General features: G+C 46.9%; 18 protein-coding genes. 3 read left to right on the plus strand and 15 right to left on the minus strand.

Annotation, left to right across the window (positions count from 1 at the left end; genetic code table 11):
* Window positions 1-257 precede the first annotated feature (257 nt).
* Window positions 258-2,021, plus strand: coding sequence for an alpha-glycosidase (locus tag Q9R36_RS05050; RefSeq protein ID WP_129611929.1), 1,764 nt, complete (start codon window positions 258-260; stop codon window positions 2,019-2,021).
* Between the two features lie 125 nt (window positions 2,022-2,146).
* The gene (locus Q9R36_RS05055) at window positions 2,147-3,514 is read left to right on the plus strand and encodes an MATE family efflux transporter (RefSeq protein ID WP_009794041.1); all 1,368 of its coding nucleotides are present in this window, start codon (window positions 2,147-2,149) and stop codon (window positions 3,512-3,514) included.
* Between the two features lie 35 nt (window positions 3,515-3,549).
* On the opposite strand, the gene Q9R36_RS05060 is transcribed toward Q9R36_RS05055, so the two are convergent.
* From Q9R36_RS05060 to asnB, 4 genes are all read right to left on the minus strand, one after another.
* A complete protein-coding gene (locus Q9R36_RS05060; RefSeq protein WP_009794040.1) occupies window positions 3,550-4,386 on the minus strand; it encodes a phytoene/squalene synthase family protein in 837 nt (278 codons plus the stop codon).
* On the minus strand, window positions 4,379-5,848 hold the full coding sequence (locus Q9R36_RS05065; RefSeq protein WP_311224638.1) for a phytoene desaturase family protein: 1,470 nt from the start codon (window positions 5,846-5,848) through the stop codon (window positions 4,379-4,381). Before Q9R36_RS05065 ends, Q9R36_RS05060 begins: the two co-directional genes overlap by 8 nt.
* Entirely contained in the window at window positions 5,845-7,377 is a 1,533-nt protein-coding gene (locus Q9R36_RS05070) for a phytoene desaturase family protein (RefSeq protein ID WP_311224617.1), read from the minus strand. Before Q9R36_RS05070 ends, Q9R36_RS05065 begins: the two co-directional genes overlap by 4 nt.
* Window positions 7,378-7,517: 140 nt before the next feature.
* Window positions 7,518-9,365, minus strand: a complete 1,848-nt coding sequence (gene asnB / locus Q9R36_RS05075) for an asparagine synthase (glutamine-hydrolyzing) (protein ID WP_311224618.1) — start codon at window positions 9,363-9,365, stop codon at window positions 7,518-7,520.
* Between the two features lie 455 nt (window positions 9,366-9,820).
* Here asnB and Q9R36_RS05080 point away from each other — a divergent pair, with 455 nt between their 5' ends.
* On the plus strand, window positions 9,821-10,387 hold the full coding sequence (locus tag Q9R36_RS05080) for a DUF2777 domain-containing protein (RefSeq protein WP_022543597.1): 567 nt from the start codon (window positions 9,821-9,823) through the stop codon (window positions 10,385-10,387).
* Window positions 10,388-10,438: 51 nt separating this feature from the next.
* Here the strand turns inward: Q9R36_RS05080 and Q9R36_RS05085 are convergent, their stop codons facing one another.
* From Q9R36_RS05085 to Q9R36_RS05135, 11 genes are all read right to left on the minus strand, one after another.
* Window positions 10,439-11,533 (minus strand): ABC transporter permease, encoded by a 1,095-nt coding sequence (locus tag Q9R36_RS05085; RefSeq protein ID WP_311224619.1) that lies wholly within the window; start codon window positions 11,531-11,533, stop codon window positions 10,439-10,441.
* Window positions 11,530-12,792, minus strand: coding sequence for an ABC transporter permease (locus Q9R36_RS05090; RefSeq protein WP_101550903.1), 1,263 nt, complete (start codon window positions 12,790-12,792; stop codon window positions 11,530-11,532). Before Q9R36_RS05090 ends, Q9R36_RS05085 begins: the two co-directional genes overlap by 4 nt.
* An 11-nt stretch (window positions 12,793-12,803) precedes the next feature.
* Window positions 12,804-13,736, minus strand: coding sequence for an ABC transporter ATP-binding protein (locus Q9R36_RS05095; RefSeq protein ID WP_009794033.1), 933 nt, complete (start codon window positions 13,734-13,736; stop codon window positions 12,804-12,806).
* A gap of 247 nt (window positions 13,737-13,983) precedes the next feature.
* Complete coding sequence (locus tag Q9R36_RS05100; protein WP_101550905.1) at window positions 13,984-14,616, minus strand: response regulator transcription factor; 633 nt, start codon at window positions 14,614-14,616, stop codon at window positions 13,984-13,986.
* Complete coding sequence (locus Q9R36_RS05105) at window positions 14,613-15,719, minus strand: sensor histidine kinase (protein ID WP_101550906.1); 1,107 nt, start codon at window positions 15,717-15,719, stop codon at window positions 14,613-14,615. The genes Q9R36_RS05100 and Q9R36_RS05105 overlap by 4 nt, the downstream gene beginning before the upstream one ends.
* Before the next feature lie 73 nt (window positions 15,720-15,792).
* Window positions 15,793-15,969 carry a hypothetical protein gene (locus tag Q9R36_RS05110; RefSeq protein WP_009794030.1) on the minus strand — a complete coding sequence of 59 codons (177 nt, stop codon included), beginning with the start codon at window positions 15,967-15,969 and terminating at the stop codon, window positions 15,793-15,795.
* Window positions 15,970-16,007: 38 nt separating this feature from the next.
* Window positions 16,008-18,932, minus strand: coding sequence for a bifunctional diguanylate cyclase/phosphodiesterase (locus Q9R36_RS05115; RefSeq protein WP_101550909.1), 2,925 nt, complete (start codon window positions 18,930-18,932; stop codon window positions 16,008-16,010).
* A 206-nt stretch (window positions 18,933-19,138) separates the two neighbouring features.
* A complete protein-coding gene (locus Q9R36_RS05120) occupies window positions 19,139-19,498 on the minus strand; it encodes a YisL family protein (protein WP_009794028.1) in 360 nt (119 codons plus the stop codon).
* 133 nt (window positions 19,499-19,631) lie between these two features.
* On the minus strand, window positions 19,632-20,540 hold the full coding sequence (locus tag Q9R36_RS05125; protein ID WP_101550911.1) for a fumarylacetoacetate hydrolase family protein: 909 nt from the start codon (window positions 20,538-20,540) through the stop codon (window positions 19,632-19,634).
* 113 nt (window positions 20,541-20,653) lie between these two features.
* Window positions 20,654-21,163, minus strand: a complete 510-nt coding sequence (locus tag Q9R36_RS05130; protein WP_009794026.1) for a DNA topology modulation protein — start codon at window positions 21,161-21,163, stop codon at window positions 20,654-20,656.
* Window positions 21,160-22,347, minus strand: a complete 1,188-nt coding sequence (locus Q9R36_RS05135; RefSeq protein ID WP_129611900.1) for a DUF418 domain-containing protein — start codon at window positions 22,345-22,347, stop codon at window positions 21,160-21,162. The genes Q9R36_RS05130 and Q9R36_RS05135 overlap by 4 nt, the downstream gene beginning before the upstream one ends.
* Between the last annotated feature and the right edge of the window lie 13 nt (window positions 22,348-22,360).

Genomic DNA, 22,360 nt, shown 5'->3' on the forward strand with positions numbered 1-22,360 from the left:
TGAAAGCGTTATCAGGCCATTCAAAAAAAATAACCGCTGATGACCTTCGGGACAGCCGCCTGTGAAAACGATTGCACAAACTTTAACTTTATTATACTTGCTATTTTCATTTTGACAACCCCCTTTTTTAACATTATCGCTAAAAAGTTTATATCTGATATAAGAGCTCCAGCTTGAATGAAAGCCTGTTCTTTGATAAATTTTAAAAAAGTCAACTTGCGATGCAATCGATTGCACAAGAGAGGGGAAAATTTATGCTGGAAAGGTCGTCAATATTTCACCAGCCTGCTGACAGCTTTGCGTATGCCTATAGCGAAAACATACTCCATATCAGGCTGAAAGCCAAGAAAGGCAATATCGAGGAAGCTGAACTTATTTACGGAGACCAATATGAATGGAATGAAGATGGCTGGGTAAGCCGCCGGATCCCGATGAAAAAAACGGGATCAGACCAATTATTTGATTACTGGCTGGCTGAGCCCGAGCCAGAGTTTAAAAGGACAAGATACGGCTTTTGCCTGAAGTCAGGAGACGAGCAGGCCGTTTATACAGAAAAAGGCTTTTTTGACTCCCTTCCTGAAGATCCCGGCAGCCTCTTCTGCTTCCCGTACCTGCACGCAAGCGAGGTTTTCAGGGCTCCGGAATGGGTGAAGGATACGGTATGGTACCAGATTTTCCCTGAAAGATTCGCTAATGGTGATGAATCTTTAAATCCGCCGGATACAAAGCCGTGGAGAAGCGAGGAGCCCAAACCTGATAATTTCTTTGGCGGTGATTTCCAGGGAATCATTGACCATATAGATTATCTTGCCGGACTGGGTATTACCGGGATTTACTTCACACCCATATTCAAGGCATACTCCAATCATAAATATGATACAATAGATTATTATGAAATCGATCCCCAGTTCGGAGATAAAGAAACTTTCCGCGAACTTGTGAAGATTTGCCATGACAAAGGAATCAAAGTTATGCTCGATGCTGTCTTTAATCACAGCGGATATCAATTCCCCCCCTTCCAGGATCTTCTGGAGAACCAGGGGGATTCCCAATATAAAGATTGGTTCCATGCTGGAGAATTTCCGCTGGAAGGCGGAGAACGTCCAAACTATTCCACCTTTGCGTTTGTCGAGTCCATGCCAAAGCTCAATACGCAAAATCCGGAAACAAAGGAATACCTCCTGGAGGTCGGGCGCTATTGGGTCCGGGAATTCGATATCGATGGCTGGCGACTGGATGTTGCCAATGAAATCGATCATCAGTTCTGGCGCGAATTCCGTGCTGAAGTGAAGAGCATCAAACCGGATCTTTATATCCTCGGGGAAATCTGGCATGATAGTATGCCTTGGCTCAGGGGCGACCAGTTCGATGCTGTAATGAATTACCCATTCCTGACAAATGTTCATAATCTGTTTGCTAAAGAAGCAATCAGCCCCCGCCAATTTGCGGAGAATATGATCTCTGTTATCCATATGTATCCTGATAATGTTAACGAGGCTGCTTTCAACCTGGCTGGAAGCCATGATACCCCGAGGGTTCTGACGGAGTGCGGGGGTTCGCTTGAAAAGGCAAAGCTGATATTCACATTTATGATGACCTATATCGGAACCCCTTGCATTTATTATGGAGATGAAGTGGGACTTTCCGGCGGCATGGACCCGGGATGCCGGGAATGCATGCCCTGGAATGAAGAAGAATACAGTATGGAAATGTTTGAACATATAAAAAAGCTCATCCAATTGCGCAAATCAGAGCCTCTTCTGGCAAACGAGGGAAGCCTTGAGTTTCTGGAGCTTCCTGAGGAGAGTACAGTTGCTGCATTTGCCAGAAGTTCGGGTAACAGGAAGATTGTCATCCTCTTGAATGCTTCAAGTGAAGAAGCATCATTCTCCCTCCCTTTTCCTTTAAAAGGGAAAAAAATCACCGATCTGCTGACAGAGGAAGAATATGCGGCTGAAGCAGATTCCCTGTCTGCCGTATTGGAAGGCTACGGGGCTGCCATATTGTCCTTTGAGCTATAAAATTTCAAACCAACATTTATAAGGCTGGCACTTCTGCCAGCCCTTTCTTTGCGCATAATGACTTCCCGGGGGAGGCACTCTTTTATCTCAAAGAATCACACCGAATTGTTTAGGGGATATGCAAAATGAAACAACCGAAAAAGAACTTAACTTTATTTGCCCTCACCTGGCCTATTTTCATTGAAATACTGCTTCATATGCTGATGGGGAATGCTGATACGCTTATGCTGTCCCAGTATTCCGATAACTCTGTTGCTGCTGTAGGGGTTTCAAACCAAATTCTGTCACTTATCATCGTGATGTTTGGATTTGTAGCAACAGGCACCTCCATCCTGGTTGCCCAGAACCTGGGTGCAAAACAGCTTGGGAAAGCCGGTGAAATATCGGTGGTGTCCCTTGGGACCAACCTTTGCTTCGGCATACTGCTCAGTGCAGTCCTGATTATTTTTGGCAAGCCCATGCTGAAGCTGATGGATCTTCCCTCGGAACTGATGGATGAAGCAAATGTTTATCTTGTAATCGTCGGCGGCTTTTCCTTTGTCCAGGCACTCATCATGACCATTGGGGCCGTCATCAGAAGCTACGGATTTACAAGAGATGTTATGTATATAACCATCGGGATGAATATACTGAATGTCATCGGAAATTACCTTTTCATCTTCGGACCTTTTGGGATTCCTGTACTGGGCGTAGAGGGCGTGGCCATTTCTACTGCAGTCAGCAGAACGATCGGCCTTGCTGCTTCCATCCTGGTCCTGATTAAGCGTACGGAAGGAGAACTGCCCTTCAGGCTCCTTTTCCGCTTCCCGAAGGAACATCTGCGGAACCTCCTGCAAATCGGCATCCCTTCTGCTGGCGAACAGCTGTCTTATAACGCCTCTCAGATGGTCATCACCTATTTTGTTGCAATGATTGGGACAGAAGCTTTGACGGCAAAGGTTTATGCCCAGAATCTGATGATGTTCATTTTTCTATTCAGCCTCGCCATCAGCCAGGGAACCCAGATTATGATCGGGCACATGATCGGGGCAAGAGAATTTGCATCAGCCTATCAAAGGTGCATCAGAAGCTTGAAGCTCGCAATTGCGATTTCAGTGGGAGCAGCTGTCGTTTTCACCTTTTTCTCAGACTCATTGCTGGGAATCTTTACGGACAATCAGGATATCATCAAAGTTGGAAGCACGCTGATTCTTTTGACCATCATCCTTGAACCCGGCCGTTCCTTCAATCTGGTCGTCATCAGCTCGCTAAGGGCGGCTGGCGATGTAAAGTTCCCTGTCTATATGGGCATCCTGTCCATGTGGGGAGTGTCTGTCACCATTTCTTATATCGCCGGGATCCATTTTGGACTCGGGCTTATTGGGGTATGGATCGCCTTCATTGCAGATGAATGGCTGAGGGGCATCCTTATGCTTTGGCGTTGGCGCTCCAAAGTATGGATGGAAAAATCGTTCATCGGCAGGGCCGGCAAGGAGGAAGAAGCTGCCGGCTAAAGAGACAGCAAGGCCTGGCCGCAGCCAGGCCTTTCTTATATTGTAGCGAGGAGCCTTGCTTTTTCTTCCTTCGTCACATAATTTCTTGCTCCAAATGAGTTATATCCGTTCTTCCGGATTTTATTAAGGATGGCCCTGTAAAGGACGGCAGCACCCTTGACTGGCGTCCTGGAAGAAGGAGGATACAAGTGGATCGTTTCCAGCGCTTCTTCATAATATTGCTCGGCGATTTTCGCCAGCTCCTCGAACAGACCGAAAAAAGCGGCATTCAGCTGGCCTGACTGCAGTTCTTCCTCCTTATATCCGTGCTTCTCCATCAATGCTGCAGGAAGATAAACCCGATCTCTTTTGAGGTCATCGCCAATATCGCGAAGTATATTGGTAATCTGCATAGCCTGCCCCAGCTTAATGGCGCCATGCTTCAGCTGTCCCGCATTTTCAGGCGCAAGGACAGGAAGCAGCATCAGGCCGACCGTACTCGCCACATGATAGGAATAGTGAAGAAGTTCATCGACAGTATAATATCTTGATTTGTATAAATCCATCTTCTGACCTTCAATCATTTCAAAGAAAGGAGTGCTGTCCATGTCAAAGCTGACAAACACATCTCTGAGCGCCGTCCACAGCATAACATCTTGATGGGGCAGCCCGCCTTCGAGGAATACGGCAAATTCTTTTTCAAAAGCAGCCACCTCTTCCTCTGGACACGATCCTTCATCCACAATATCATCAACCCTGCGGCAAAAAGCATAAATGGCCCAGACAGCCCTTTTTTTCTCAGGCGGCAGGAAAGAAAAAGCCCGGTGAAATGTGGCTGAATTCTTTTTAATGACCTCTTCACAATATTGATAGGCCGCTGCAGCTTTATCCAACGATCGACACTCCTTCCGTTTGTGAATTCTTCTTATGCTCATGCTTTATATGGTCAGCCAGCATTTTTGCTCCCTGGAGGACAATAGGAATCCCCCCGCCAGGATGGACGCTCGCACCGACCGCATAGATATTCTTTTCCTTGAAAGGCTTCAGCTGAGGGCGGAAGATACCTGACTGGAACAGGGAAGGAGCTATCCCAAAGCTTCCTCCTCCATACAGTCCCTCGCGGAGAGCATCCTCAGGAGTCCTGATCTTCATCCATTCTATATGTTCCCGCAGACCGGGGAAGCTATCCTTTTCAATCCGGCTGATGATCCTGTCAACATACTCATCCTTGCTGCTCCAGTCGATATGTTCTCCTGATGGAGCGGGTATGAGTACATAAAGGACGCTTTTCCCTTCAGGGGCAAGGGAATCATCGATCGCTGAAGGATAGAATGTATAATAAGAGGGATCATCCGGAAGCTGCTGCTGTTTGAAGATCTCCTCCATGCTTTTATTGAAATCACGGCCGATGAAAAACTGGTGGACCATCGCTTCTTCATAAACCTTCCCGATCCCGAAATATAGAAGCAGGCAGCCGGAGGAGGCTTTATAATTCTTCCTGCGGTCCAGCAGCTCTTTTTCCGCTACAGGAAAATCTCCGTTGAGGATAAAGGAGTCGTATTTTTCTTCCTGTCCATTGACGATGGCTCCCTTGGCCTCCCTGCCATCAGTGAGCAGCTTTTCAACACGGCTCCCAAGGCGGATTTCTATTCCCTTCTTCTTAAGCAGTTCTTCAAGCTTTCCAATCAGGCTGGCATAACCCCCTTTCACATAAAAAATGCCATGCTTGTGCTCACTATAAGACACAAGACTGTAGATGGCAGGGGTGCTCAGCGGATTGCCCCCGATATATAAAGTCTGCAGGGCATAGGCAATCCTCAGTCTTTCATCCTTGAAATAAGATGAAAGCTGTTTATCGACACTTTTGTGGGCGTTCATTCTCGCTAAAGAGGAAAGTGTCTCTTTATTCCAGAAGTCTCCCTTCTCCAAAAAAGGGCGTTCAAGAAACTGAGGCCTGCCCGTATGGAAACGATAGTCCATATCCTTCATAAACCTTTGAAACCCCGCGAGGCTTTCAGGGAATTTCCGGCTTATTTCCCGTTCCTGCTCGCCTATGTCAGCATGCTTGGTATAATCGGTTCCGTCCGGAAAAGTAATTTTATAGAGCGGATCCAGCCTTATCATTTCATACTGATCCCTCCCAAGCCCTGCTTCTGCCAGGATACTTTCAATCATTTCAGGAAGCAGGACGATTGTTGGCCCCTGATCGATCCGGAAGCCGTCTTCCTCCATAAATGCAAGCCTTCCTCCAAGCTTATTTTCCTTTTCTAAGATGACGACTTCATGGCCATCGTCTGCCAGCAGCAGTGCAGATGTCATACCGCCGATCCCTCCGCCGATAACCGCCGTTTTCATAATGCTTCCTCCAGTCCCGGCAAGCTGCGGCCATCTTGTTCCAGCAATTCCAGCCCGTCTTTTTCCAGTATCATTTTTGCCGTAATCCTCGCCGACTCCAATATGGTCGGCAGCCCGCTGCCAGGGTGGGTCCCTCCGCCGACCAGCCATGTATTCCCCGCTTCCTCAAATCGGTTATGCGGCCTCAGCACCATCATTTGTGAAAGCTGATGCCCAAGATTAAAGGTCGCGCCTTTATAGACATGCAGATCTTCTTCCCAATTTTTAGGACTGATGATTTTTTCAAATTCTATATGATTCCTTAAGCCTTTAAAGCCGGTCTTCCTTTCTACAATATCCAGAACAAGATTCCTGAACTCTTCCTGCCTGCTGTCCCATTCAACGCCGCTGAAGTTATTCGGAACAGGTGCAAGGATATAAAGTGCTGATTTCCCTTCCGGCGCCAGTGTCGGATCTGTGGCAGATGGATTCTGGATATAGATGGAAGGGTCTCCGGACAAGCTGAGTGTTTTCGTAATTTCTTCTACATTCCTTTTGTAATCCCCGGCAAAGCAGATGGTGTGGTGCGGGAGGTCATACTGCTTATCGAGCCCGAGGTAAATCATGAACGTTGAACAGGAATATTTCTTTTTTACGAGTTTGCGGGTTTTATATTTTTTCAGGCTTCCCTCATTCAGGATCGTGCTCATCGCTTTGGCAAAATCGGCATTGATGATGACTTCATCAGCAGGTACCTTCTCACCTGATTCCAGGATGATGCCCCTGCTGTCACGGCCTTCCATCCAAAGGCTCTTCACGCCCTTGCCGAGATGGATCCTGCCCCCGTGCTCCATGGTGACTTTTGCCATCGCTTCGGGCAGCTGGTTCAAGCCTCCGATCGGATGGTAGATCCCATACTCATGCTCCATAAAGGAAAGGATCGAAAAAGCGCCAGGGCATTCCCAGGGAGACATCCCGAGATATTTAGATTGGAAAGTAAAGGCGAGCCGAAGCGTTTCACTGTCAAAATAACGGGAAAGCACATCATACAGGCTCTTTCCAAGAGAAAGCTCAGGCAGCGCTTTAATGACCTTCCAGCTTAAATAATGCCGGTACCTGTCCATCCGTGATTGCAGGATGGGCATCAATGCTGACATTTTCCTCTCTGTATCTTCCATGAAACGGAGATAGCCGCTGCCGTTCCCTGGAAACTTTTCTTCTATTCTGCGGACCATTTCATTCCGGTCGCTTGTCATATGAATTCCAGTATCCTCAAAGACCAGTTCATACATCTCTTTTAATTCCTTAAGGTGCAGATAATCAGAGAGTCTTCGGCCGCTTGCTGCGAAAAGCTCTTCAGCAATATGGGGCATACTGAGAAAAGTAGGCCCGATGTCAAAAGTAAAACCGTTCTTCTTTATGCTCCCTGTCCTGCCCCCCAGATATGACTGCTTCTCATAGACATCCACCTCATATCCCCGGCTGGATAGGAGCATGGATGCAGCGAGCCCCCCGGGTCCGGCCCCGATGATTACGATTTTTTTAGCCATCTTCTGGCCTCCTTTTAAATTCCGATATTATACAATAGTTATACAAACATTATACAGAGATACTTTGAAACTGGCAATCTTTAAGGTATCAGGTCTCTTCGGATACAAAGAAAAGAACCTGCAAAAAGCAGGCTCCAGGGTCAATCAGCAATATTAATGTTGTATTCTTTAAACCATATTTCCATCTGGACAAGATGGGCAAGAAGCTGGGGCCCTGTCATCAGCTGGCCGAACCATGGCTCCTGGAAGGAATTCCCCTCTGTTTCGGTTATGTTCTTCAACTGTTCTTCATCAAAGAATTCATACAGGGCAGAGCTTCTGTCTGCCAGTATTTCGGAGAGCATGCCCTTTACAGCTTTCGTATACTCAGGATTATGGGTTTTCGGATACGGGCTCTTTTTGCGGTATAAAACCTCATCCGGAAGGATCCCTTCAAGAGCCTTGCGCAGGATTCCTTTTTCCCGGCCGCCGAGCATCTTCATCTCCCATGGGATATTCCATGCATATTCGACCAGCCTGTGGTCAGCAAACGGGACCCTTACCTCAAGGCTCGCTCCCATGCTCATCCTGTCTTTGCGGTCCAGCAGCGTCGTCATGAACCAGATCTTATTGAGGTAGAAAAGCTCCCTCCTTCTTGCCTCCTGTGCGGTTTCCCCTTCAAGCACAGGCGTCTCAGCAACGGTTTCCCTGTACTTGCTGTGCATATATTCTTCAAGCTGGAGCTTCTCCCTCCAATGCGGCTTCAGCAATTGCTGTCTTTCCCGGATCGAACGCATCCAAGGAAAGCCGCTGCGGTTCAAATCATCCTGGCGGTGAAACCAGGGATAGCCACCGAATATCTCATCAGCGCATTCACCTGAAAGACTTACGGTAAAATCCTGTTTGATTTTTTTACAGAACCACAGGAGAGAGGAATCGACATCAGCCATTCCCGGCAGATCCCTGACAAGGACAGCTTCCCTCAAATGTTCTGCCAGTTCGCATTGAGAGATAATGCTCGTGTGATGGATGGTCTGGAATTCTTCGGTCATCTTCCTGATAAAAGCTCCGTCAGAGTTAGGCTGGAATTCATTTGCCTTAAAGTGCTTATCATTATCTTCATAATCGATGGAATAGGTGTGCAGCGGCCCTTTTCCCTCTTCTTCATAGGCACGGGAAGCTACCGCAGTAATGGCACTCGAATCGACCCCGCCAGACAGGAAGGTGCATAACGGCACATCTGACACGAGCTGCCTTGTGACAGCATCTGTAAATAAATGCCTCACCTTTTCAGCTGTTTCCTCCAGATTGTCCGTATGCTCCGCACTTTTCACATTCCAATAGCGCCAGATTTTTTGCCCTTCCCTTGATAATGCCAGCGCATGGGCTGGCCTAAGCTCTTTTATTCCTCTAAAGACTCCGCTGCCAGGGGAACGGGACGGCCCGAGGCCGAATACTTCAGCCAGCCCTTCACGGTCAATCTCAGTACGCACTTCCGGATGGGCCAGGATCGCTTTAAGCTCAGAGCCGAAAATGATCCCCTTTGCAGTTTCTTTATAAAAAAGCGGTTTAACGCCCAGACGGTCTCTTGCAATAAACAGGCGATTTTCCTCCTCGTCCCATACGGCAAAGGCAAATATCCCATTCAAGTGCTCCAGGCAATTTTCTTTCCATTCTATATAAGCTGTCAGCAGAACTTCTGTATCAGAATGAGTGCTGAAAGAATATCCTTTTATAAGGAGTTCTTTTCGGATATCTTCTGTATTATAAAGCTCGCCATTATAGCAAATTGTATAAACGCTGCCTTTTGCCTGCCTGGACATCGGCTGTTTGCCGCCGGCAGGATCAACGACGGATAGCCGTTTATGGCCAAATCCCGCATGGATACCGGTCCATACGTTTGTGTCATCCGGCCCGCGCTTTGCAAGTGTTTCCGCCATTTTCCCGACTGCTGCAGCCTCTTTTCGCAAATCTCTGCTAAAATCAATCCAGCCCGTTATCCCACACATTCTTCATCATCCTTTCGTCAGCGGAAATCAGGTAACATCCTTTTGCATGATGCCATTGTATGCAGGGCCTAGGAAATGGTTAATTGTCCCGTAAGGATGATTATTCAAAAATAATAATGTCAGAAAATCTGACCATCTTATTGATTTAGGCAGAGATACAGAACTGCTTTAATAGAAAGTTAGGTTTGCCGCATTACGCTTGCCTCCTTTTTCATGAACTCCTATTATTATTTCTGCCCTTTGAGGGCTTCATGAACATTCTTAAGGATCCAATGTAAATATATAAACTATTCAAGTATACTGATTGGCTATTTTTTTACCTGTGATCTTAACATTCACCAGGACTCCTGCCAGTACGATAGTCAGCGATTTTCATTCTTTGGAAGAGCTTAAGGTTATAAATTCCTGACTTTATGTCTAAAAAGGATGTTGAAGGAATCATATGGAGGTACAAGATGAACAGACAGCAGCGAACCAAACTCTATGAGTTCCAAACCCGGGCATTCACGCTGGGCACAGTCGAATGCATCAACGAGCAGTGGGTTTTTTTCGATGAAGAAACAGAAGAAGCCTCAATATTGGATGAATTCCTCCATCAGGAAATAGAAGTATTGCGGTATAAGCGGTGGAAAAAAGGTGTCTTATTTGAAAATGGGCGAATCGGACTTGCGGATGAAGTGATTTCACTGAAAAACCAGGACAGCATCCGGATGAAAAAACACCTCACCTTCTCTCTCGAAAGATTGCTGGATGAAGTGAATGATGATGCCTTTTATCAATTTGTCACCACCTTGAATTCACTTCAATTCTCAATCTTCGACTGCATTTACTGCTATAACCACTTGAACTTCCTGAATGACAGCGAGCGGAAAAACGGAGTCAACTTCATTGTTTTTGATAACCAGGAATGTATCTGCAATGTCCAGCACCATTTCTGCTATTACGAAAAAAAGAGCGACCGGTTCGAATTCACACTCAACACAGGAAAAAGACTCGTTATTGAAAAGATTACTCCTTCTTAGAAATAAAGGCATGGATTTGAATAATCCATGCCTCTTCTATCTTCTCTTCCCTCATACATGTCTCTTCTCAATCAGCCTTATCCCAAGCCCCATGAGGATTACGCCCATCAATAGGAGAATCGCTACTGGATAAAGCATATCCAGGATTGAGTTGCCGGACACTACAGCTCCCTTCATCATCTCCATTCCATAAGTAATAGGTATGAAGCGCGAAATGCCGATAAGCAGCTCCGAGCTGACAATTTCAATCGGCCAGTACGCCCCCCCGAGCATAGCAAAGCTGACGCTGATCAAAGGAATGATGCTGTTGAACTGGCTCATTGTTTTTACGAGCCCCGTCAGGAAAATGGAAAGCGCGACAATGGAAAACAGATACGGAATCACAGCGATCAGCACCGTCCCGAACCTTCCATTAAAATCGATACCTGCACCGAATTTAAAGACAAGAAACACAAAAATTATTTGGATGTACCCAACTAAAAAGCTCCAAAGCAGATTCGCCATGTACATTTCCGCTTTAGACGTCGGTGATAAGATGAACCGGTCCCACAGTCCGGACTGCTTATCCCGAAGGATCTCGGCAACAGTAAAAGCCACCGTATAAATGGAAAAGAATAAAGTAAAGCCGAATAAAGACTGCAGCGGCTGGCTGTATTCAGCAGCATCTTTCTGATTGAAAGAGGATAGGCCAAGCTGAAAGGCCGGTTCTTTTTCCGCCTTCTGAAAGACCTTTTCAGCAGCTTCCGGATCGTCATCAAGCTGGACAATCTGCTGTTCCTGCACTGATTTCATATAATAGCGTCCGATATACTGATTCAGCAGCTGCAGATTTTGCGAAGCCCCCGCATGGTAAATTACATAGGAATCCTGACCAAGCTCCAAGGCAGCCTCCGCGTTTCCTTCAGCCACTTTCTTCTTTGCCTCGTCTTCAGTCTGCAGGACGAACGAGAAAGTATCTCCATTGTTCAACTCTTCTATGATTTCCTCATTGCTTCCATCTGCCGAAGAATACATCGGAATCTCTATTTTCACAAATGCGGACTGCCCGGTAAGATAGGCAAACGCCATGCAGATGATCGTAGAGGCAATTAAAGCACCAGGATTCCTCAATGTCAGGAGGATCTTCCCCCATAGCATTCCAATCATGCCGCCTCCCCCTTTCTAGGCTGCAACAGCAGTGCAGCGAACAGCAGTATGGCAGAAAATACAGCAAGGGACCAGAGCTGGCCGGCCGTTTCTCCAAGCGGATAGCCCTGAAGGATTTTCATGTAAGCTGATATCCCCGCTCCCCCGGGCGAATAAGACCCAAGACTTTCAAAAATGCCGCCCAGCTGGGAAACAGGAAAAAAGCTCCCTCCCACAAAAGCAAATACAGGGACAAGAAAATTGCCAAACACCCGGCCGGCCCTTTCTGAACTGCTTCGATAGTTTACTGCAGAAAGCAGGCTGGCAAAACTTCCAATCATGATAGAAATGACGCCTGTAATGATCAGATAGTCCATGATATCAGGATAAGATACATCAAAAATGAGTGCCGACAGGCCGAAAAGAATATTCAGCTGCAAAAAACAAACGATGGCCGCAGCAGAAAAGATGCCTGAAAAGAAAATAGAATTGGGAACATCCGCAAGAAGAATCCTGTTGTAAAGATGTTCTTCCTTCTGGGTATAAGCAAAGCTGGCTGCCGTGGTTGCCACGTAGAAGACAAACATCATACTCATTCCAATGGCATAATAGCTGACAGAGCTGACATCCTTTACTTTGCTGACAGATTCAATTGCGCCAAGTTCATCGATGCCAGCCTCCTTGATATCAACAGCTGAAATCCCAAGCGTCTGGATTCCCTGCCCTAAGGAGATCTGCTCCTGGAAATTGGCCAGAAAATCACGTATTACCCCTGCCCTGAGTGCATCTGAATCATTCAGCTGCAATTCAAGCTCCGGAAGGTCACCTTCCTTCAACAGGCTGTGCCGGTAATAATCTGTGGTAAAGCCTGACGGAATCGTCAGCATCGCGCTGTATTCCTCCTGGCGCTCTGAATCCAGCTCCTCTGAAATATAATCCACGCCGATGCTCCGGCTGAATTCTTCATCGCCGAAAACTTCCTCAATCAATATGGCGGCAGGGTTGAACATTTCCACTGCATTTACAGCTTCTTCCTTCGCTTCATCGGGCATAGGGAAATTCTTTATCATGGCGGCTGCTTCTGCGGCACCAGCTTCATAATCATCCTGGACCCATACTGCAAGCTTGATATCAAGATCCGGGATTTCATCGCTGTTCAGCGCTCCGAGCGCATTCCCCAGGATGCAGATCAATACAAACGGCATCAGGAGAAGGATGATCAGTTCACGCGGCTTGCGCCAAAAAAGCAGGAGATCCTTTTTGATCATTTGAAAAAGCATATCCTTCCCCCCTAATCCCTGAGCTGCCGTCCGGTCAGATGCAGGAATACATCTTCAAGGGTAGGCAGTTCTATATTGACAGCTGTTACAATTGTGCCGGTTTGCTCAGCTGAACGGAATATATCCTTCAGCAGATGGACCTGTTTAGGAACGATGATGGTCGCAGTCTGCTCTTGTACAGACAGCTGCCTGATTGCGGCATGGTCCTCCAGCAGGCGGATGAATTCCCCTCTCATCAGGTCAACCTTTATATTGATTGCCTGTTCAGCAGAGAGGATGCTTTTTATTTCATCCTTTGTCCCGGAAGCGATGATTTCCCCATGGTCCATGATGTAGATCCTGTCGCACAGATATTCCACCTCTTCCATGTAATGGCTCGTATACAGGACAGTCATATTCTTTTCCCTGTTGAGCCGCTTTACAGTATCAAGAATATAATTCCTGGACTGGGGATCGATGCCTACGGTAGGTTCATCCATAATGACCAATTCTGGTTCATGCAGGAGCGCAGCACCGATATTCAGGCGCCGTTTCATGCCTCCTGAAAATGTTTTTACCAAATCCTTTTCCCGGTCCTCTAGGCCGATCATTTCCAGTACTTCTTCTGTTTTTTGTTTTAGCCTCTGTTTGGGCAAACGGTGGATCCTCCCAAAGAATTCAAGGTTCTCCCTTGCCGTCAGTTCATTATAAAGAGCAATTTCCTGCGGGACGACCCCGAGGATATTCCTTAGTCCGGACGGCTTCTGGAGGATGCTTTCATTTTTGACCCTTACATCCCCGCTCGTTGGCGATGTAAGGGATGAAATCATCGATATGGTTGTTGATTTGCCCGCCCCATTCGGGCCAAGGAGCCCTACAGTTTCTCCTTTTTCCAGATATAAATTCACGCCATTCACTGCGGTTTTATTCTTAAATTTCTTTATAAGCTCTACAGCCTCCAGCATTCCATCTCCCCCTTATTACCTTCAATATACAGCTTCAATGGAAAGCCGCACTACTGTCTTCCGTCATTAAAACCAGCCTCCCGATGTGACCTCCGTCACTTTTCAAGGAGATTTCCGATAAACAGGCATGGAAAAGGGGCTATCCCTATAGCCCCTGATTTTTTTCGCAATATATTGCAGAATGAGGCAAACTAGAGACTGGCCCGCCATCCCTGTCCATACTTGTTTTTAAAAACATCTGCCAATCTTAGAGAATATCATTCTTGACTGCAAAAATCGCAAGCTGTGTCCGGTCCCGCAGATCCAGCTTCTGCAGAATCTGGGTCAAATGATTTTTTACTGTTCCCACTGACAGATACAGCTCATTTGCTATTTCCTTATTAGTTTTTCCATGCCCGATTAGCCTGGCAATATCACGTTCCCTGGGAGTAAGCGGAACTTCTGCCTCTCCGTGGCATGAATGGTCCAGAAGCTTCGGCATAACTTTAGCCGCAACCTGTTCATGGATGCTGATGCCGCCTTCCAGGCAGCTCCTGATTGATTGCAGCAGGCGGGGTCCGTCAGAGGTTTTCAGCAAAAACCCATTTGTTCCCTCCCTTAAAGTCTGCAGTGCATAATCTTCGTCATTGAAAGTAGTCAAAATCAGTATCTTTACGGCTGGCCACCTTTTTTTGATCATCCTGGTCGCTTCTATGCCATTCATGACGGGCATTTGGATGTCCATCAGGATAATGTCTGCTCCATGGGATTCCATCTTTTCTATCGCTTCCTGGCCGTTTTCCGCTTCACCGGCTACAGAAAAGGCACCATCCTGTTCAATGATCATCCTCAGCCCCTGCCTGACAATCACTTGATCTTCAACTATTAATATCCTATTCAATTTTTATCCCCCTTTACAGGAATGGACCCCATGATGACAAACTGGCTGCCATCACAATAGATCTGGACAGTGCCTCCTGCCCCATGGACCCTTTCCCTGATGCTTTTAAGGCCAAAGCTTTCGTGAATGGGGCCTGGGCTATGAAAGACATTCCTGATTTCAAAGGATACCCCCCCAACAGGGGAGACACCCAGAATGACATCAACTTCTCTAGATTCGCTGTATTTAAGGCAGTTCGTCAAAGCCTCCTGAATGATCCGATATAAAGCTATGCTATGTATATTAGGAAGGACAAGGCTTAAGACCCCTTGCTTTGTTGTAAAACGGATCCGCAGGCTGCTTTCGCTCTCCAGCTTCCTCACCAGCTGGATGATGGCAGGGATTCCTTCAATCGCCTCTGATTTAAGGGCCCGTACTGCCCTCCTGGTTTCCTCCAGGCATTCCTCCACTGTATGCTTCATTCTGGCAATGCTGGTGTTATGCTCCTTAAGCAGCATGCTCTGCATTTCCATTCCCAGCGCTGTCAGCTTATGTCCGACAGAATCATGGATATCCCGTGCAATTCTTGTCCTTTCTTCTGCCCTTGCTGCCCCTTCATTCTTAAGAGCCACCCGTTTGGCCTTCCGGTATTCTTCAAGCACCTGATCATAAAGCTCCCTTAGCTCCTCAAGTCTGCAGCGCGCCGAATTCAGCCCGATGCAGGCGGCATATCCCACGCTCAGTGCGGCAATGGCCAGCGTGACCGCTATGACGGAAGGCCTGAGGAAAATCATGGTGAAGGCCGCCAGTAAGGCTGTTCCGCCCAGAAGGCTGTAAAAAGCGGCCGGCCGGATCGACTGGGCTGCTTCGTACAAGTAAAAAAGCGCGGCCAACAGCAGAAAAGGCCATGCAGACCTATCCAAGTAAATGGCAATCAGAGGGAGATTGAGCATCATCAAGGAATAAAGGATGAGCTTCCTTTCAGTGACTGCAAGCAGGAAATAAGCTGCGAAAGATAAGGAACAGCTGAAGAGATAAATGGGGCGGGCTGTGTTTTCAATGAAAAAGAACAGACCGGCCCAAATAGCCGCCATAATCAGGAATCGTATATAAAAAGGCATCATCCGGTCCTCCTTCAAACTCAAGTACTACAGCCTGGACGGCCGATCAGACAGCAGCACCACGTCCAAAAAGTTTTCAAAACCCGTCAGGATTTTTTCCGGCTGCTTCCTCATTTTCTCGCTTTTTTATAGCTTCGAGCACTTCTTTCTGGGACAAAACCGGATGGCTGCTATACTTTCCGAATGCCTGGACAGCATAAGTGATTACAATCAGCACAACAATAAGAATGATCAAGATCCATGCTCCTGACATACTTCTCCCCCCTATACGGATCCAGTTCTTTGAATAATCTAGGACAGATTCAAAGCAGCTTTTTTGCCAAGCTCTTCTTCAAACTGTTCAGCGCCAAGCGGCCTGTGTATAAAGAACCCCTGGGCAAAATGGCATTTCAAGTCCTTCAGCAGGCGCATTTGCTCTGCGGTCTCCACTCCCTCGGCAACCACCTTGACATGCAGGCCTAGCCCCATGGTGATGATTGCATTCACAATGGCAATATCAGGCGAGCCGGATCGAAGATTATCTATGAAAGATCGGTCAATCTTCAATGCATCTATAGGCAAATGCTTCAAATAGCTCAAAGAGGAATAGCCAGTCCCGAAATCGTCAATGGCGACCCTTATACCGTTCCTCTGAAGCTCCTGTATCACAAGGATGCTGTTCTCCATATTCCGGAGCATTGAGCTTTCTGTCAGCTCCAGCACCAGAAACTGCGGTTCAAGCATTGTTTCCTTCAATACCTGAAGGACTTTATGCACAAAACCCGGCTGCTGGAACTGATGTACAGAAACATTAACAGACACCGTTAAGCTCCCGAGCCCCTTATTATGCCATTCTTTCGTCTGTCTGCAGGCGGTCTGCAGCACCCAATGGCCTATTTCATTAATCAGCCCGGTTTCTTCAGCCAGCGGGATAAAATCACCCGGAGATACCAGTCCAAGCTTCGGATGATTCCAGCGGATCAGCGCCTCGCTCCCATATATGGCACCGGTTTCGAGATTGGTCAGGGGCTGATAGCAGAGAAAGAACTCTTTCTTCTGCAGGGCTTTTCTCAGATAGCTCTCCAGTTCCAGCTTAAGCAGCGTCTGCTCATTCATCTCCGTCGAATAGTATGTAAGCCTGTTTCCCCCCTGATGTTTTGAACGGTTCATGGCAATATCGGCATTTTTCATCAATGTTTCTTTTTCATGTCCATCACCGGGATAGAGGCTGGCACCTATGCTCCCGGTTATAAAGAATTCCTGCTCCCCGTAATAGACTGGGGAGGAAATTGCCTGCAGAATATGATTGGACAGCTTCGTGACCCGGGAGGAGTCCGCCTCCTTCGCAAGGATAAGCGTAAATTTATCTCCGCTGAACCGGCCGAAAAAGGATCCGGGAGGGAGGATTGCTTCAATCCTTCCGGCTATCTGCCTGAGTATCTGGTCGCCGGCATAATGTCCCAGGCTGTCATTAATCAGTTTAAAGCGGTCTATATCCATAAAAAGAACAGCAAGCGGGCGCTTCTTCTTCTTTGCCTTCTGCAGCAGATCATCAAGTTCTTCCATGAACTTCAGGCGGTTTGGCAGCCCTGTATCTTTATCATAATAAGCAAGCTGGGTCATTTCCTGTTCAATTCTCTTCTGCTCGGTGATATTCCTTCCGATGCAGTATATGCCTGCAGGCTCACCCTCCACAGTAATTGGGATATTCTTCAGTTCATAAAGATTCCTGGCCCCATTTTTTGATTGTATCTCGAGGTTATAATACTGCTCTTTACCATTCACTGTCCGGTAGAAATGCCTCCTGACCCTGGCCACATCCCGGCTGTCGATGAACCTGAGCGCCGGTTTCCCGATCACCTCTTTTTCATTGAACCCGAAGTTACGCTTAAAGGCTGGATTAATGCTTGTAAAATTGCCCTGCATATCTGTCGAATAGACAAAATCGGCGTTGTTGTCAAAAAGGGACCGGTAATATTGCTCCGAAACACTTAAACTATTATTCAGCATCTTTATATCATCCTTGGAAGCATGCATCAGATGGGTCAAAGCAGAGAGTGTACGGAAATGCTTCGGTTTGGCATATTGACCAAACCCTTTGCGGACCTTCGTCACATGCTGCACTCCTTCTCTGATGGAAAGGTATGTGAAGGCATGTCCCACCATCTTCGGAGGACCATCTTCCTTTGCGGCAATTTCTCCATATGTAAAAAGTCCTGATACAGGAGCAATTTCCTGTAACCACGACAGCTCCTTATGAGTAAAATCAAGAAGGAATCCTTTTCTTGCAAGGCATGCATAGACAAAAAAGGCTTCAGCAGGCTTCCTCGCCAAATTTCGCAGATCTTTAACAGATGCCTCGATAATTTCATCAATATTCTGATAAGCAAATGCAAGCTTTTGTCCTTCTTTTACAGGGCGATTTACTTCAACTGCCCCATTTTCCAAAACTTTTGTTATAAAAATGGAGGCCTTTTCTTCATCCCCCTCCAGCAGAAAGGGAAATTCAATCCCTGATGCCGGCAGGCCCCTGACGAGCTCTTCCCCAAGATATTGCTTCAGAATCTGCAGCGGTTTCTTATCATCAATGCTAAAAATCTGATTATGCCGGGCTTTTGTGACTTTAAAGCTTTTGCCGATTTCCTGCCACTTGTAATTGCTGCCCGCTTCAACGATAAGCCCTTCGTTCTGGAACACAGCCGCGGAGACTCCCCTCCCTGACGTTTCTCCGCCGGCAAAGACAACAGTTTCAGCCATATTCCTGTGATTCCCTGCCGCTCCTCCTGCAACTGCTATATCAGGACGGATATCATATACACCATCAAGGACTGCCTGCATATCAAGGTCAAATCCAGCCGAAAAGAGGATCAAGGCTTTGGCATCATATGAGGCAAGCGCCGAGGCAATGCTTTTGCCCATTTCAAATGGATTCCTGTAATCCCCGCTTTTAAACAGTCCTGTTTTCACCTGGGTTTCCTTGAATAATGAGAAAGTGATGACCGTCTCTCCTTCAAGCATTTTCCCATTGTATATCTCACCCGCAGAAGTACAGCCGATCATGGCTGCAGAAGGCAGATGTTCCTTCATTGTTTCCTGTATCTCATAAATATCCCTGCAGTCTTCTGCACCTGAGAATACCTGCACAAGGACATTAGGATATTCACCGATTGCGTTTTCCTGTATATATTGAATCAGCCTGCTTTTATGTATATATCTACAGCTTAAAGTTAATATCATGATCTCCACCACAATTATGTTATTTTATCTATATGATAAAAATACCATATTTACCGTTAGATAACATTGCTATTATAGAAATATTGTATGAATAGATGTTTTCGCAGCATGTTAGAAGAGGAGCCGGAAGAGGAAAATACGGCAGGAGCGGTCTATACAGACCCAAACAAAAAAACTGCCGGAGCAGTTTTTTTGTTCTGTGCTTTTTATGCAAAAGGATGGAATCCAAGCGGCAGCCTCAGTCCGAGGTAGATAACCAGAATGGCAGCCACAACGAACTGGACCCATAGGATGGAAGTTTTCTTTCCTTTTGTAGTGCGGATGATGATCATTTCAATCATGGCAATCACCCATAAGCCAAGAAGTGCCTTCAGTACATACAGAAGATCGATATTGATCCCCGAAGTCAGCATCCAAATGCCCGTACCGATGATCAGCAGGTAAAAGAGCCTTAAGATCATCTGAACGACCTTTACACCTTTTGCTTTGCCGCTGTTATGCATTCCAAGCGCTGCGAAAAATAAGACAAGTGCTACAACCCAGGTAAAAATATGAGCGTGTGTCATTCACCAGGCCTCCTATTAAAAATTCGTTTAAATCATACCATATCTGCATGGAAAAGCCTAAGATAAACACAGCGCTTTAAAGAGCCGGCCATGATTTTGTGACATTTGTGTTAAAAAAATCATATTTTCCAGCTTAACCCTCTATCCTGTTGCGGAGCGTCCCTATTTTTTCCACGGTAACTTCCATTACATCTCCGGGGTTGAGAAAGCGCGGAGGCTTGAATCCCTTCCCTACCCCTGCGGGTGTGCCAGTAGCAATGATATCTCCCGGCTCAAGGGTCATTCCCTTTGATAGCTCGGAAATGATGACCTCAATTGGAAAAATGAAGTTTTCCGTATTGGAGCTTTGCCTTACCTCCCCATTGATCTTTGTCTCAATATCCAGCTTGCCTGGGTTTTCAATGGCAGATTTATGGACAATCCATGGACCCATCGGACAGGTGGAATCAAGGCTTTTTCCAATAAAAAATTGCTTATGCTTTGCCTGAAGATCCCTGGCCGTTACATCATTGATGATCGTGTAGCCGAAAACATGGCTGAGGGCTTCTTCCTCACTGATGCCCCGCCCAGCCTTTCCGATCACAACAGCCAGCTCGCCTTCATAATCCAGCTGCTCCGTCACTCCCGCATGCGAAAGCACTTCCTCTTCCGGACCCGAAACAGATGTCGGCGCCTTTGTGAAAACCATGATATGCTCAGGTATGTCATCCTTGCTTCCCATTTCAATGGCATGCTCAGCATAGTTTTTCCCCACGCATAATATGTTTTTGACGGGCTTCGGAATTGGGGCCAGCAGCTTCACTGATTCGAGCGGAAGCAGAAGCTCCTTCCCTGCTTCATTGCCTTTGGCCCAATTCAGGAGCTCACTTGCATTATGTACAAATTCTTCCCCCATGGAGACTGCCTCCAGGAGCGACTCAGGGATTTCCTTGATCCCGCCCCTTCTTTCTTCCGCCTTAGCGAGGGGAAGAATCAGATCAGTCCCTTCTTCCAGGACCCCGATAAAAACACCTCTTCCATCTTCAGCAGTTGCAAATCTCAACGTCATCACCTCTATCTTTTTATATTTCTAGTATAATACAAATTTTCTGAAAGCGCCTTGATGGAAAACTGCGGACAGAAAGAGACCTGCAGGGCTTTCCTGCAGGCACATTCCTAAGGCCGGGTAAGACTGAGAAGGTATTCCTCTGTTTCCTCCGGACTATGGAATATATATACTTCCTTCCCTTTCGCAGCGGAAAGTTTGGCAAGGATGGCCGGTGCATTATCCTTCTTATAGCGGGCAATCCACTTTAAAAACTGCCAGTCGAGCTGTTCCGGGCATCCCTCTGCCATATCCGGCCTTGTGCGGCCATGATTCATGACTCTTCGTTTCAGGGCTCCATACAAACAGCGGACTGTAGAATAGTTCAGAAAGAAGATAGAATCAGATGCTTCCATCCTCATGTCCATTGTTCCTCCATAGTTTCCATCAAGGATCCATTGCTCCTTCCGCATCAAACCTTTCTGAATCCGGATCCATTCCTCCCGCTCCGTCGGCACCCAGCCCTCGTGCCAGAAAAGGGAATCCAGATGGATCACTTCAATACCGGTCATTTCCCCAAGCCTTTTAGCGAAGGTTGATTTACCTGCCCCCGCAGAGCCGATGATGATGGCCTTTCTCATTTGCTTCTCCTGATCGGCGGCACTGACAGATAGGTGGCGCTTCTCCAGAGCCATTCAAACGGACCGTACTTGAACCTGGTAAGCCATAGCCTGCTTAGAAGGATTTGGAACAGATAGATCCCAACTGCAAGCAGCGTGCCGCCAGCCATAGAAATATCTCCATAAAAACCGAGGCCATAGCCGTAAAAAATCAAAGTACAGACAATCGATTGAAATAGATAATTGCTCAATGACATCCTCCCTACCCAAGTGAGCGGCATCAGCAGACGGCTGCCTTTTTCCGTATCAGCCAGCAGCGCAATCATAATTGCATAGGAGGCAGCAAGGAGCGGGCCCCCGAACAAATCCTGGAAATACTCTGTTGCCAGGTTGTCAGGACCAATATAAGGCACCAGTTTGATCAACAGTCCTGCGGCAAAGAACACCGCAAACATAATGGCTGCCCTCTTTTGGAAGTTCGCCAGCTTTTCCAGCAGCTTCAGCTTTGCCGCTCCGGCTCCGATCAGAAAAAGAGGCATAATCGACAGGAGCAGGATGATGAATGAAACCTCATTATTTACCATATACCAATCTGTGATCCTCTGTGATGTGATTTCCGCAAATGTCCCGTCCTTGTATACTTCACTCGATGAGACTGCTGATTCCAGGTCATATAAAGAAGTTTCGCTGTCCGGGACAAACAGGACTGTCACCAGCATCAGCAGGCCCATAAGCAGATTGGGCAGGATATACAGCAGTATTCCCGTTATCAGAAGAGCCTTCCCGGACAACCGGAAGAATAATAGGGCTATCAGGCCGAATACCGCATAATTCACCAGTATATCTCCATGCCAGATGAGAAATGCGTGCAGAATGCCCGCTGCCAGAAGGACAAGGAATCTTCTTGACCCTATGGCCGCAAAGCTGTAGCCCCTGTCTATTGCCCTTTCCCTCAAAATGATCACCCCGTATCCGAACAAAAGGGAGAATAAAGGATAGAAGCTCGCTTGGGCAAAAATATCGATGAAAGCATATACTCCTTTATCAAGAGAGCTGTCCCACCATCGATGAGGATCCAGATACAAAAGCGGGGAGTGGAAGGACATCATGTTTACGAGGAAGATGCCAAGTATAGCAAAGCCCCTCATGATATCAAGTGAAGCAATCCGGTCTTTTTCTTGTACAGGCAATAATTTATCAGGCATACAAATCTCCTTT

It is taken from the genome of Bacillus sp. AG4(2022) (genome assembly GCF_031844465.1).
GTDB classification, from domain to species: Bacteria; Bacillota; Bacilli; order Bacillales; family Cytobacillaceae; genus Bacillus_AB; species Bacillus_AB infantis.